This is a genomic window from Parendozoicomonas sp. 2304DJ65-17, assembly GCF_058148445.1.
The window spans coordinates 1,082,512-1,095,270 of sequence record NZ_JBYVJV010000001.1 but is presented as its reverse complement, the minus strand read 5'-3'; the positions used below and the strand labels follow the sequence as shown (position 1 = coordinate 1,095,270).

Genomic DNA, 12,759 nt, shown 5'->3' with positions numbered 1-12,759 from the left:
TGTAAGCGTTGTGAGGCGTTGAGCTAACCAGTACTAATGACTCGTGCGGCTTGACCATATAACGCCAAAGCGATCTTGAAAAAGAAAGCTGAGCGAATAACGCGAAACGATCGACACATACTACAGTGTCAGCAACAAACGACAGATTCCTAGGTGAAGACACAAAGATCAACAGATCGTCTTCATCACAGTTTTGCCTGGCGACGAAAGAGCTTTGGAACCACCTGATCCCATCCCGAACTCAGTAGTGAAACGAAGTATCGCCGATGGTAGTGTGGGGTTTCCCCATGTGAGAGTAGGTCATCGCCAGGCTTTAATTAGAAAACCCCGAGCACTTTGTGTTCGGGGTTTTTGCTTTATATCGAATTTAAAATCTACTGATTTGGTTTTCTTAAAAGCTTTATCAGCCGAACGGCATTATTCCATTCACCGTTTTCCCGCTTTACTGCGACAAAGGCAATAAACTGATAACCCTGTTTTGAAACTTTGGTAATCAGCAAACCTCTGTCGCCATTTTCAATAGCAAGAAGATTATCAAAGCTGGGGGCAAAACGAGCTGTCTGCTCTACTGCGCTGAGATCAAAATCTATATGTCTCTCTCGGTGGCCAGGCTTGTTATGAGTCACCATTCGCGACGTGACATAGTTGAATGCTGAATTGTCAGATTCGTAATCATTCTCTGCAAAATCAGCAAGACTTTTCATCCCGCCACCGCTGATCTCAATATTCCAAAGCCAGCTCTTATCGAGCTCTGCCAGTTTAATTGCCAGGCCGGAGAAATCCCCTCCTTCATGGCTGAGGCTCCAGCGCTTGAGAATAAGGGCCGTGTCCTCACGGGCATCCATGGCCATTGTCCATGTTTCTACGGAAGCATCGTTCAGTTGAAAAGGGCCGTTTTCAAACATGGAAGAGATAGATTCGAGCCCCTGAATGTTGTTGTCTGGCTCATAAGGGTATTGAGCCATTAATGCATCTTTGCTGTAGAACTCAGGCAAGGCTTTGATATCTTTGTTGGCGAACACTTCCGGCCAGCGTTCGTTCAGCTCTGTGAGTTCTGATAATGGATTTGCTTTCTTTATTACTGGTGCGGTACTTGCGGTGCTGGCAATAACTGCCATTAATCCAGCTGCTATCCAAACAACAATTGCCTTAAAGCTTATCCCTGAGTCTTCATTTTGACGCATTCCTGTCACCGTTAAGGTTGATTGAATAACAAGGCTATCGGTATGCATTCGGCGAATCTGAGTGCTGCAAATGGTTTTGGCTCGGGCATAATGTGCTTCTGTAGAAACCGTGATGGATATTGTTATGTCTCAGCCCGTTCAGGTTGTATGTGGGCGTTGCAGTGCACCCAATCGTATTCCTGGTGATCGCCTGTCGGATGGCCCAATTTGCGGCAAGTGCCGAACCCAGCTCTTTACCGGTAAACCAGTTGATTTGAATGCTGGGAACTTCAAGCGATTTCTGACCCAGACAGACCTTCCCGTAGTGGTAGATTTCTGGGCGCCCTGGTGTGGGCCATGCAAGGCAATGGCTCCAGCTTATGCTCAGGCTGCCAAGGATCTTGAACCCGGGGTTCGGCTGGCAAAACTGGATACACAGGCAAATCAGCAGCTGGCCGGTGCGTATAATATCCGCAGTATTCCAACCATGATTGTTTTCCATAAAGGAAAAGAAATTGACCGGGTTTCCGGGGCATTGCCACTGCCAAAAATGAAGCAGTGGTTGTCCGGGGTGACTAAAAAAATGAAATGATTGCCGGGCCTGAAGCTTGTGTCAGGCCCGGGTTGTGTGGCTTTTAATCCGTGAGCATCTCTGCCACTTTCTTTTCGAGAGTTGCAGAGGTGCTGGAGTTTGCAGGCTTGGCAGGTTCTGCTGTTAGCTCGACTTTTGACCAGAATCTTCTGGGGCGCTTGGTAAGAGCGTGTCCATCTTTGTGGCTGAACAGGCTTCCCCATAAGCCTTTGAGGGCCATGGGAACAACAGGTACAGGATCTTTCTCAAGAATCTTGTCGATACCTTTTTTAAACTCACCCAGATTCCCATCTGTTGTCAGTCGCCCTTCCGGGAAAATGCATACAAGGTTGTCATCCCTGAGTTCTTCACTGATTTTCTCAAAAGCCCGGTGATAAGTTTCAGGGTCTTTGTGCTCTGAACAAATAGGGATGGTTTTGCTGAGTTTAAAGAACCAGTTCAGCCCTGTTGTGTTGTAAATACTGCGATCCATAACGAACCGAACAGGGCGACGAACGGCCCCGCCAATCAGCAGTGCATCAACATACGACACATGATTGCAGACAAGAACCGCGGCACCTTCGGAAGGAATGTTTTCCAGCTTCTTGTGGGTGACCCGATACATCGTATGCGACAGCATCCACACTACAAAACGAAGCACAAACTCCGGAACCTGAGAATAAACGTAACCTACCACTGCGATATTCACGATCGCGATGATTAAAAAGAAAGCTGGGATAGACAGCTCAAGAATACCAAGCAGAATAATACCTGCTACCGCACTGCCCACCATAAACAGAGAATTCAAAACATTATTGGCCGCGATGATCTGGGCACATTGCTCAGGTTTGGCGCGTTGCTGTATCAAGGCATAAAGGGGAACGATAAATACACCACCGGAAAAGCCGATCATACCGAGATCAAACAGAACCCTGATATTGCCAGGTTGAGAGATGAACTCACTTGCATTCATTATTGTCAGGGCTGCAGGTTCAATGGCAAAAAACAGATCTATACCAAAAATGCTTAAGCCAAGTGATCCAATCGGGACAATGCCTATTTCGATGATTTGATCAGAAAGACGCTCACATATAAGAGAGCCCAGAGCTACGCCAATTGTGAAAACGGCAAGCATGAGTGTCACGACCTGAGGGCCACCAGACAAAACATCCTTAGCAAAATTTGGAAGCTGGGTAAGGTAAGCAGCTCCCAAAGCCCAGAACCAGGAAATGGCAAGAATGGATTGGAATATTGCTTTGTCCTGACGGGCATAGCGTAAGGTTCTTAGAGTCTGGGTAACAGGGTTCCAGTCCAGTTTCAGGTCTGGGTTGGTAGATGGCGATTCAGGTATACCACGGCTAAAGAAATACCCCAGGGTTGCAAAGGTCATAACCGAGCCAGCAATCCATATCCCTGAGTTTTCAAACTCAATAAGAAAACCTGCCCCAATGGTGCCGGCGAGAATAGCAACGAAAGTTCCCATTTCAACCAGAGCGTTACCGCCAACAAGCTCATCATCTTTTAAAGCCTGAGGGAGAAGGGCATATTTCACAGGGCCGAAAAAGGAACTCTGGGTTCCCATAAGAAACAGAAGTACTAAAAGGGCTGTGAAATTCTGAGTCAGTATTGCAAAGCAGGCGACAGCCATAAGGGCAATTTCGATGATCTTTATTTTACGGATGAGGGCTGACTTCTCATACTTATCTGCAATCTGCCCTGCAGTACCTGAAAACAGAAAAAATGGCAGGATGAAGAGCCCGGCAGCCAGATTCATCATCGTGTCAGCATTCACAGGCAGGTTTGTAGCCCCGGCAAAGGCAACCATAAGCATCAGGCTGTTTTTATAAATGTTGTCGGTAAATGCTCCCATAAACTGGGTGCAGAAAAACGGCATGAACCGCTTTTTTCCTAACAGATTAAACTGACTGGCTTCTGACATACTGACACTCCCTGATCTTGTGTAGTTTTATTCTTTCTAAGCGGATAAGGACTAACACCAACTCTTTAAATAATTATTAATAAGCGACTGGATTAAACTATCTCCAGCGGCATGATCTTCTGAAACAAACAGCTTGTCGTCTGTTGCCAAAAGGCAAATACCATGAACACCGGCCCACAGAACGCGAGTGGCTACCTCTCTTTCAGGGCTTGTTTTGGCGGGAGCAATAGCTTTTAAACAACCATCAAGAAGAGAAAACATTTTGTTGATGCGTTGCTGATGCCATTCAGGAATATCTTCTCCTTCCGGCATTTGATGCTCGAATACAAGTTTCCAATGGTTGGTATGGCAGCAGGCATATTCCAGGTAAGCGAGAGCCAGTGCATGCAGCTTTTCAGTAGCGCTGCCCTTACCTTCTGTCGCCTGCAGAGAGAATGCATATAGTTCATCGAGGGTTTCTGCATTCACAGCCAGTAGTAAGCCTGAATAGCTGCCAAAAATATTGATCAGTGTTCCGGGTGTATATTCCACAAGCCTGGCAACTTTCCGCAAACTGAGAGAATTTGCCGACTCACGCTCCAGAACACTCCTCACATGTTCTAGCGTGAGCTGTCGTATTTCATCTCTGGAGTGATCGTATCGTCTAGCCATGGGATATTATAAAAACACTAATTGAACGCTGTTCAATTAAATTATATGAACTGAATTTATGAGTCAACATGTTCGTGAAAACTGTTTTTTGGCTTTTGAGTCTTTAATCAATGTGTTTTGGGTAATAATGATTAAAAAACTTAATGTGATACCATGGTGCAAATAAAAATAATAAGGAACTTCCCATGAAGCGATCCCTTGCTTTTTTTGCACTGTTTTTTCTGGTCGGTTGCTCATCTGTTACTCAGGTAAATATCAGACAACCGACAACTGTTATTCCCCCAGCAGAAAGTTCCATTATGGCGGGGGTATCATCAGTGGATATCACTCCGCCTCCCGGTTTGCCGATGGGGGGATACTCGATGATGGCTAATAAAGGAAAAGGATTTCGCACTCGCTTAAAGGCCAGAACTGTTTATCTCAATGATGGACAGGGTAAGTCTATGGCTTTGATACAAATGGATCTGTTTGCAGGTTCTTTGTTGCTCCAACATCAGGTGGCATCTGCTGTTGCTGAGAAGACTGGTTTGAATCCAGCTGATATCGCCGTAATGGGAACTCACACCCATTCGGCACCTGCCAATTTTCACCATAATGATTTTTATAACAAGCATGCTTCCAGTGGTGCAGGGCTTGAGCAGCGCTTCCTTGATTTCGTTTCGACTCGTATAGCAGAAGGTGTTGAAGAGGCTTGGGCAAATCGTCGTCCGGCCAAAGTCGCTACTGGCCGTAAGGATATTTATGGCATTAACCGTAATCGTTCATTGTCGTCTTATAAGCTAAACCCCGGTCAGGAAAATCAGGATGATATTTTCAAAGCAGTGAATCCTGCTCTATATATGATTCGGGTTGATGCTCAGGATGATGAGGGCAGCTGGAAACCTTTAGGTGCCTTCTCCAGTTTTTCTGTTCATGCCACAAGCATCAGTGCACCTGTTGATGTGTATAACGCAGATCTGTTCGCTTATGCCCAGCGTGAAGTTGAGTGGAATATTGCTGAAAAATACCAGACACAATGGTCCGTTATTCATGGCCTGACTACTGGCGCTCATGGAGATATGGCTCCGGCACTGCCTTTCCGTGGAGATAGCCTGTTCGCACATCTGCCAGTCAACTGGAAAGAATCCCGCGATGTGGGAACAAAGCTTGGTAATGAAGCCTGGGTAATGTTTGAAGAACTGGGTGCAAAGCTAAGTGATTCACTGACACTTCGTACCGCAGCCCGTGAAATCAATATTCGTGAAAATAATAAAGTTGCTGGTGTCGATATCTGCAAAGACCCGGCTGCAGGTAATGCCCTTGCGGGTGGAGCATTTGAACGCCGAACTCCCTGGCTTGCTGCACTGCCAATTTTCCAGGGCGGAAATGATATGGCGCGGAGAGACTGGTTCACAGACAGCTGCCAGGGGCGCAAGCGTATTCTTGGATTCAGCGCTTTACAGCCAATTGCTGAACCTAAAGAGAGTTTCCCAACTACAGTTCTTTTCCAGCTTTTGCAGGTCAATGACTTAGCTATTTTGCCACTGCCTTTTGAAGTAACGGCTGAATCTGGCCGCCGTATTGGTGAACAGGTGATTGCTGAATATCGCAGAGCCGGTGATTCAGCACTTAAGCATGCGGCAGTGATCAGCACATCCAATGGCTATTTTGGCTACACCACCACGCCGGAAGAGTATGACCGACAGAACTATGAAGGTGGCCATACCTTGTATGGTCGAAATATGACGCCTTATATTTCTGCTCAATTGGGAAGTCTTGCGGCAGACCTGCTTGATACTGGCAATGTTCAGGAACTTCTTCCTGAGTGGTCTTATGCCCTGAAAGCGGCAGACTTCCTGCCTGAGCCAGAATCCGGCCTGGGTGAGCGGAAGGTACTCAGTGAACCGGTTTACCAGAAAGCCCGTAAGATTTATCAAGAACCCTATATCGCTTTTCGCTGGCAGGATGTTGGAGTAACCAATATCAACCTCCATGAGAGCCTTGTGAGCGTGGAGGTGAAAACGGAAGACGGGTGGAAACTGCTTAAAATAGACAACAAGCCAATCTCTGATGATGGTTACGACCTGGAGATTCGAAAGGTTGCTAATGCACAGGATGGTATGGCAGTTTGGGAAACTCGCTGGTACAACCCTGCCGAATTGGAAACTGGAGAATATCGGTTCGCTATAGAACCAAGAGGAAACTCTGGTAAGGTGTATTCAGAGACCTTTTAGAAAAGCGTTATTGAGTGTTGTAACGATGTGTATGACTGGCTCCCGAATTAGTCAATCGGGAGCTGGCTTCTGTGGAGAGCTCTTCTAGATTTCTCTGTGAGCCTGATGAAAAACACACTAAGGGAGATATCCCATGTCACAACAGTCAAGACGCCAGTTCCTTAAGCTGGCATCCGGTGCCGTGCTTATTCCAGCCTTAAACATACAGGTGTCCCAGGGGGCAGACCTTGTTCCTTTGAAAGAAGATGACCCAACAGCTGTCGCGCTGAAGTATAAGAAGTCCACTGAAGAAGCGAAGAAGATGCCGAACTATAAAGACGGCAGCCGGTGCGACAACTGTATGCACTATGTCGCGAGTACCAAGGGTTGCAACATTTTCCCAGGGAAATCCGTTGAGCCTGAAGGCTGGTGTGCGGTGTGGGCTATTAAGCCAGCGTAATATTCCCTCTCAATCGCTCCAGAAAATAATTCTGGAGCATTCCCCCCTCTCCCCGTAATCTTGAGTTCAATAAAAACAAAAATGAAATGAGGTCTGGATATGTTTGCCCGGTTACGCCAGCTGTCATTGTTCATCGTTGTTATGGCTGTTCTTGGTGCGTTGTCTCTTTACGGCATTCTTTCTTTGAGCCTTCCGGAACTTGATGGAAAGGTTCGCTCGCAAACCATTAAAAACAATGTTCAGGCCTTCCGAGATAAACAGGGTATTCCAACCATTCAGGGTGAAAGTCGCAGTGATGTGGCATTTGTAACTGGCTATCTCCATGCCCAGGATCGTTTTTTCCAGATGGATCTTAACCGGCGCAATTCCGCTGGTGAGCTGTCAGAGCTGTTTGGTGAAATCGCTTTAAACCATGACAAAAAAGTTCGTATTCACCGGTTCAGGGAAGTTGCCAGACAAGTAATAGCCGATTTAGATGAAAACAGTCGTCAGATTCTTTTGGCTTATACCAGTGGTGTGAATCAGGGAATATCAGACCTTGCCAGCCGACCTTTCGAATATTGGTTGCTGAATCAGGCTCCGAGAGAGTGGTCTCCGGAAGATTCTTTTCTGGCGGTATTCAGCATGTATCTGGATTTGAATGATGAACTGGCGGCTATGGATCAGGCTAAAGGTTTTCTCAGCAGCGTTGCTGGTAGAGACGTCACAGAGTTCTTATCTCCTCCACAAACCCGCTGGGACGCTCCTCTGGTAGAAGACAATGGCCGTGAACCAACCATTCCGGGGCCAGAACTGGTCAATTTACGGGATACTCCTGCTGCGTCCTATGCAGCCCTAAAAGGAACTCTTAAACCTGTTTCCGCTATTGGCAGTAATAACTTTGCAGTTTCTGGCCGGTTAAGTAAAACCGGTGGCGCCATTGTTGAAGACGATATGCATCTGGGCCTGCGAGTTCCAACAACCTGGTATCGCGCTCAACTGGTTTATAAAGATAGAAACAGTGAAAGGCGGGTTAATGGCCTCACTCTTCCCGGCACACCATTTGTTGTGGTGGGAAGTAATGGCTCGGTAGCCTGGGCATTTACCAACAGTTATGGAGACTGGAACGATCGGGTAAATCTGGAGCTGACCGAAGACGGAAAATATATGACGTCTGAAGGCCCGAAAGAGTTTGAACTGCGCAAAGATATTATTGCTATCAAAGGGCAGGAGGCCATTCTCCACAAAACCCGTTACACCATTTGGGGGCCTGTAGAAGAATCAAAGTTTGATGGAACGCGTCAGGCGTTACGCTGGACAGCCCAGAACCCGGAAGCCACCAATGGTAATCTCTACCTGCTGGAACAGGCTGAGGATATTTATGAGGCTATTAACGTTGCCAATATCAGCGGTATTCCGGCCCAGAATTTTACAACTGGAGACAGCAAAGGGAATGTTGGCTGGTCTATTGCTGGCCGTATCCCCACACGTTCCGGAGTCGATTCCACTTACCCGTTAACTTGGCAGCAGGCTGAGGAAAGCTGGAAAGAATGGCTGCCTGTGGATAACTATCCCATGGTACTTAACCCGGAGAATGGCCGCATCTGGACAGCCAATTCCCGGGTTGCCAGTGGTGCCGATTACGACAAGATTGGCAATGGTGGTTATGCTCCCGGCCCACGGTCTATGCAGATCAGGGATGCCCTTGCACGGAAGGAATCATTCAAAGAGGAAGACCTGCTTGAAATCGCTCTTGATAATTCCGCTTTGTATATGAGCAGCTGGCGGGAAGTGGTGTTGAAAGCCGTTGAGGCTGATGACTCCAGAAAAGAAGGCAGAGCGGAATTTGCCCGGCTTGTGGATAACTGGTCTGGTCAGGCTGCAACCGATGATGTGGGTTACCGGCTGGTTCGGGAATTCCAGGATGCTGCCAAGCTGAAAGTTTTGAGTCATTTAGGTCGTTATTTTCTTTTAAAGGCAGGAGCCCAAGGAAAAGTAGAAGACAGCTGGATGCAGGATCTGAATCGGGAAGAATCTGCGGTAATACGTTTACTGGAGCAGCAGCCTGAGAATTGGTTGCCGCCGGTGTATAGCTCCTGGAATGATTTAATTCTCGAAATTATTGATGAGGTAACTGCTGATTTGGGCGGTCCGCATCAACTGGCCGAAAGAACCTGGGGAGAGCGTAATACCGCCAAAATTAACCACCCTCTTTCCGGTGCTTTACCTATCGTCGGTGACTGGCTGAATATGCCAGCAGTTGAACTTGCAGGAGATGCATGGATTCCCAATGCTCAAAAGCCGAGTGAAGGTGTATCTGAACGAATGATTGTATCCCCCGGTTATGAAGAGCAGGGGATTATGCATATACCGGGAGGCCAGAGTGGGCACCCACTTTCCTCATTTTATCAGGCAGGTTTTAAATACTGGCTGAAAGGAAAGCCAAGTTCTTTCCTGCCGAGTGAAACGAAATACACCCTTACCTTTGAAGCTGTTCGCTAAGAACAGACTCTAATAACTTTCCTCACGTAATCTGCCGCTTTTGTTACTATTGGCGGCAGATCAATATAAAGAGAGTGCTATGACGGATTTTAATGAACCGGGGCTGCTGACTTTCTGGGAGTCACATTTTATTGAATATCTGGAAGATCATGAAACCGATGATCATTCCCATGACTTGTCGCACTTTCAGCGTGTGTGGAGAACTGCGCAAAAGATTCTTGCCGATGAATCCCGGGAAGTGAATCATCTGATAGTTCTGGCTGCCTGTTATTTCCACGACATAGTTACAGTTCCCAAGAATCATCCTGATCGCAGTAAGTCTTCACAATTGGCTGCGGAGAAAACAGAAGAGATTCTGGAAGAATTAAATTTTCCCGAAGAATTAATTTCCGGGGTATCTCACGCCGTTGCCGCCCATAGTTTTTCAGCCAATATCCCAACAGAAACACCAGAAGCGGAAGTTGTACAGGATGCTGACCGTATGGAAGCTATCGGTGCGATTGGTCTTGCTCGATGCTTTTACACTGGCGGTAAGATGGGCTCCAAACTGTTTGATGCCACAGATCCCTGGGCAGAAAATCGTGACCTGAATGATCGAGAATTTAGCGTGGATCACTTTTACACAAAACTTCTTACTCTTGGGGCAACAATGAAAACAGAGCCTGGGCGTAAGCTGGCAGAAGAGAACACCGCTTATCTGCAAGGTTTTCTGGATAAGCTAAAGGAAGAGTTGGGATAACCCTGCTTTAGCACAACGAAGATCAGACGAAGTTTGTCGTCTGACCTTCGTTGTGTTTATTATTTGATCAATTCAAGTAAAATAATAATTACAAAATATGCTCCAGCCTCTGCACCTTGCGTGTGTTTCTTTCAGCTTTGCACTTATTCTCCTGAACCTTGTACTGGTTCTTGCCCGTGGATGGCATGAACGTTCACGCCAACTGTTCGCCATGCTTCTGTTGTGCGTACTTGCTTATCTGGTTCAGCCAGTTGTAGCACTTGCTGAAAACTTTTATGCAGACTGGCTAATCGGAGTTTTTCGTAACGGCCTGCCCTGTGTTTTCTGGCTGTTGTGTAACTATGCCTTTGACGATGATTTTCGCTTTGAACGCAGTTTCCTGATTGCTGCGGGAGCTGTCACTCTCACCAGCCCAATCTTGGGGATGGCAATACATCTGTTTGCTCTGCCAGACCCCCAGTGGTTTACAAATCTTCGGCACTGGCCAGCCCAGGCTGTTGAAATAGTGATGATTTGCCATGCACTGGTAACGGTGGTTAGAACTACCACGGTAGATCTGGTACCAACCCGGCGCAAACTGCGTGGCTGGGTACTGGGGAGTGCAGGTTCCTACATTGCAGCATTTGTTTTTGTTGAACAATTTGTGGGGTTAAATCAGGAACTTTTGCTGTTAAACAGTATTTTGCTGGCAGCTTTTATTCTGGTGTTTGATCTCATTTGCCTGCAGTTCAAAGATGATGTTCTAGGTGATCTGGATGAAGAGAGAACGGCAGAGAGTTCATCTGAGAGCTACGTACCGGTTCCGAAGGTGGTAGAGCAAAGTGATCCGCATATAGAGAACCTGAAGCAGGTAATGGAAAAAGAAAACCTGTATCGACAGGAGGGGCTGACAATTGGGTTTGTAGCAGAGAGGATCAATATCCAGGAGTACCGGCTTCGCCAGTTGATCAATCAGGAGCTGGGTTATAGAAATTTTAATGACTATTTGAATTCCTACAGAATTAAGGAAGCCTGTGAGAGGTTGTTGAGAGAGAATGCCCAACAGGCTCCTGTTCTAACTATTGCGCTGGATACAGGGTTTCGTTCATTGAGTGCTTTTAATCGTGCATTTAAGCTCAGAACTGGTGCAACCCCGCGACAGTTCCGGGAAACCCGCCAGAACCAAGCAGTACAAGAGCTAGAAGAAACCTGCTCAATCTGAAATGACTGACTGATTTTGAAATAAGACATAGAAAAGCAGAAATCAGTAGGATGTAGATCTGCAAGATCATTAACTTTTCGGCATGGCGTATAACAATAATAGGAGCCTGCTGTGCCGATTAAGCCGTTTTCTCTAATTACTGCATTTTGTTTAACCAGCACATTTCTTGTGGGGTGTGATCAAACTCCCCCCTCATCGCAGTCTGTATCTAATAATGGTTTTGGTAAACAACTTCAGGCGAAACTGGTAAATGCAGAGTCGGGCGATGTTATCGAAATCCCGGCTGGTACCCATGAACTGGATCGTAGTCTCACTCTTGGTATTGATGGAGTCACACTCCGCGGTGCAGGAATTGATAAAACTACACTAACGTTTAAAAACCAGCTGGCGGGAGCTGAAGGCATTATGGTGACTGCCAGTGACTTCACTATCGAAGATCTGGCAATAGAGGATACCAAAGGAGATGCCCTCAAGATCAGTGATGGCAAAAACATCATTATTCGGCGGGTAAGAGCAGAGTGGACGGGCGGTCCCAGTACAGACAATGGCTCATATGGCTTCTATCCGGTTCTAACAGAGAACACTTTGATTGAAGACTCCGTTGTTATCGGAGCCTCGGATGCTGGCATCTATGTAGGGCAATCAAACAATGTGGTGGTGCGAAATAATCGTGCCGAATACAACGTAGCTGGTTATGAAATTGAGAATACAATTGGGGCTGATGTTTACGGAAACATAGCGAAGAATAATACTGGCGGTATCCTGATTTTTAATATGCCAAGCCTGACCCAGCCTGGTCATACCACCCGAATCTACAACAACAAAGTTTACGAAAATAATACCGATAACTTTGCTCCTAAAGGCACTGCTGTGGCCAGTGTACCTGCCGGTTCAGGCATATTGATTAATTCCAACGACAAGGTAGAAATTTTTGATAATGAGCTGAGAGACAATGACACCGCTCATATCATTATCAGCAGCCTGTTTACTGCAAATTATGCAGAAGAGTACAAGCACTCAGATAACTTCGACCCTTACCCCGAAGCTATACAGATTCTTGATAACACCTATGTTGGTGGTGGCGAATCTCCGGGGCGTCTTGAGTTAAAAGCATTAAAGATTGCCAAGTTTGGCCTTACTGGCAGCCTGCCTGATGTTCTCTGGGATGGAATTGTAGACGAGGGCAAGTTTGTTGAAGGTCGTCTTCCGAACGAGTTGGGTGTTTGTATTACCGATAAAAAAGCAACTTTCCTGAATGTTGATGCAGGCAATAACTTTGCTGATCCATCAACTGATAAGACCGGGGTAAATTGTCTGCTACCAAGGCTTGCAGCAATTGATCTGAACGGCCTTGGGGGTTGA

10 protein-coding genes and 1 rRNA gene are annotated in these 12,759 nt (G+C 46.6%); 8 read left to right on the top strand and 3 right to left on the bottom strand.

All coding sequences use genetic code 11. The features are described from left to right. Positions 1 to 196: 196 nt before the first annotated feature. Positions 197 to 312 (top strand): 5S ribosomal RNA (rrf, locus tag ACY2RR_RS04975). Between the two features lie 62 nt (positions 313 to 374). On the opposite strand, the gene ACY2RR_RS04970 is transcribed toward rrf, so the two are convergent. Then, positions 375 to 1,184, bottom strand: coding sequence for a hypothetical protein (locus tag ACY2RR_RS04970; protein ID WP_490107039.1), 810 nt, complete (start codon positions 1,182 to 1,184; stop codon positions 375 to 377). Positions 1,185 to 1,308: 124 nt separating this feature from the next. Between ACY2RR_RS04970 and trxC the strand changes: the two genes are divergently transcribed. After that, complete coding sequence (gene trxC, locus ACY2RR_RS04965; protein ID WP_490107038.1) at positions 1,309 to 1,755, top strand: thioredoxin TrxC; 447 nt, start codon at positions 1,309 to 1,311, stop codon at positions 1,753 to 1,755. 43 nt (positions 1,756 to 1,798) lie between these two features. Here trxC and ACY2RR_RS04960 read toward each other — a convergent pair whose 3' ends face one another. Then, positions 1,799 to 3,673 carry an MFS transporter gene (locus ACY2RR_RS04960; RefSeq protein WP_490107037.1) on the bottom strand — a complete coding sequence of 625 codons (1,875 nt, stop codon included), beginning with the start codon at positions 3,671 to 3,673 and terminating at the stop codon, positions 1,799 to 1,801. 51 nt (positions 3,674 to 3,724) lie between these two features. Continuing rightward, positions 3,725 to 4,324, bottom strand: a complete 600-nt coding sequence (locus ACY2RR_RS04955; RefSeq protein ID WP_490107036.1) for a TetR/AcrR family transcriptional regulator — start codon at positions 4,322 to 4,324, stop codon at positions 3,725 to 3,727. A gap of 185 nt (positions 4,325 to 4,509) precedes the next feature. Between ACY2RR_RS04955 and ACY2RR_RS04950 the strand changes: the two genes are divergently transcribed. The 6 genes from ACY2RR_RS04950 (at position 4,510) to ACY2RR_RS04925 (ending at position 12,759) form a co-directional block, all read left to right on the top strand. After that, positions 4,510 to 6,537 carry a neutral/alkaline non-lysosomal ceramidase N-terminal domain-containing protein gene (locus tag ACY2RR_RS04950; RefSeq protein WP_490107035.1) on the top strand — a complete coding sequence of 676 codons (2,028 nt, stop codon included), beginning with the start codon at positions 4,510 to 4,512 and terminating at the stop codon, positions 6,535 to 6,537. Between the two features lie 133 nt (positions 6,538 to 6,670). Beyond that, positions 6,671 to 6,976 (top strand): high-potential iron-sulfur protein, encoded by a 306-nt coding sequence (locus tag ACY2RR_RS04945; protein ID WP_490107034.1) that lies wholly within the window; start codon positions 6,671 to 6,673, stop codon positions 6,974 to 6,976. Positions 6,977 to 7,075: 99 nt separating this feature from the next. After that, the gene (locus tag ACY2RR_RS04940; RefSeq protein WP_490107033.1) at positions 7,076 to 9,457 is read left to right on the top strand and encodes a penicillin acylase family protein; all 2,382 of its coding nucleotides are present in this window, start codon (positions 7,076 to 7,078) and stop codon (positions 9,455 to 9,457) included. A gap of 79 nt (positions 9,458 to 9,536) precedes the next feature. Continuing rightward, positions 9,537 to 10,196, top strand: coding sequence for an HD domain-containing protein (locus ACY2RR_RS04935; protein WP_490107032.1), 660 nt, complete (start codon positions 9,537 to 9,539; stop codon positions 10,194 to 10,196). A 97-nt stretch (positions 10,197 to 10,293) separates the two neighbouring features. Continuing rightward, entirely contained in the window at positions 10,294 to 11,397 is a 1,104-nt protein-coding gene (locus ACY2RR_RS04930; protein ID WP_490107031.1) for an AraC family transcriptional regulator, read from the top strand. A 168-nt stretch (positions 11,398 to 11,565) separates the two neighbouring features. Then, entirely contained in the window at positions 11,566 to 12,759 is a 1,194-nt protein-coding gene (locus ACY2RR_RS04925; RefSeq protein ID WP_490107030.1) for a parallel beta-helix domain-containing protein, read from the top strand.

Excerpts from the sequence above, each read along its gene's own strand:
- ACY2RR_RS04970 (WP_490107039.1), bottom strand. The coding sequence starts at position 1,184 with ATGCGTCAAAATGAAGACTCAGGGATAAGCTTTAAGGCAATTGTTGTT.
- trxC (WP_490107038.1), top strand. The coding sequence starts at position 1,309 with ATGTCTCAGCCCGTTCAGGTTGTATGTGGGCGTTGCAGTGCACCCAAT.
- ACY2RR_RS04960 (WP_490107037.1), bottom strand. The coding sequence starts at position 3,673 with ATGTCAGAAGCCAGTCAGTTTAATCTGTTAGGAAAAAAGCGGTTCATG.
- ACY2RR_RS04955 (WP_490107036.1), bottom strand. The coding sequence starts at position 4,324 with ATGGCTAGACGATACGATCACTCCAGAGATGAAATACGACAGCTCACG.
- ACY2RR_RS04950 (WP_490107035.1), top strand. The coding sequence starts at position 4,510 with ATGAAGCGATCCCTTGCTTTTTTTGCACTGTTTTTTCTGGTCGGTTGC.
- ACY2RR_RS04945 (WP_490107034.1), top strand. The coding sequence starts at position 6,671 with ATGTCACAACAGTCAAGACGCCAGTTCCTTAAGCTGGCATCCGGTGCC.
- ACY2RR_RS04940 (WP_490107033.1), top strand. The coding sequence starts at position 7,076 with ATGTTTGCCCGGTTACGCCAGCTGTCATTGTTCATCGTTGTTATGGCT.
- ACY2RR_RS04935 (WP_490107032.1), top strand. The coding sequence starts at position 9,537 with ATGACGGATTTTAATGAACCGGGGCTGCTGACTTTCTGGGAGTCACAT.
- ACY2RR_RS04930 (WP_490107031.1), top strand. The coding sequence starts at position 10,294 with ATGCTCCAGCCTCTGCACCTTGCGTGTGTTTCTTTCAGCTTTGCACTT.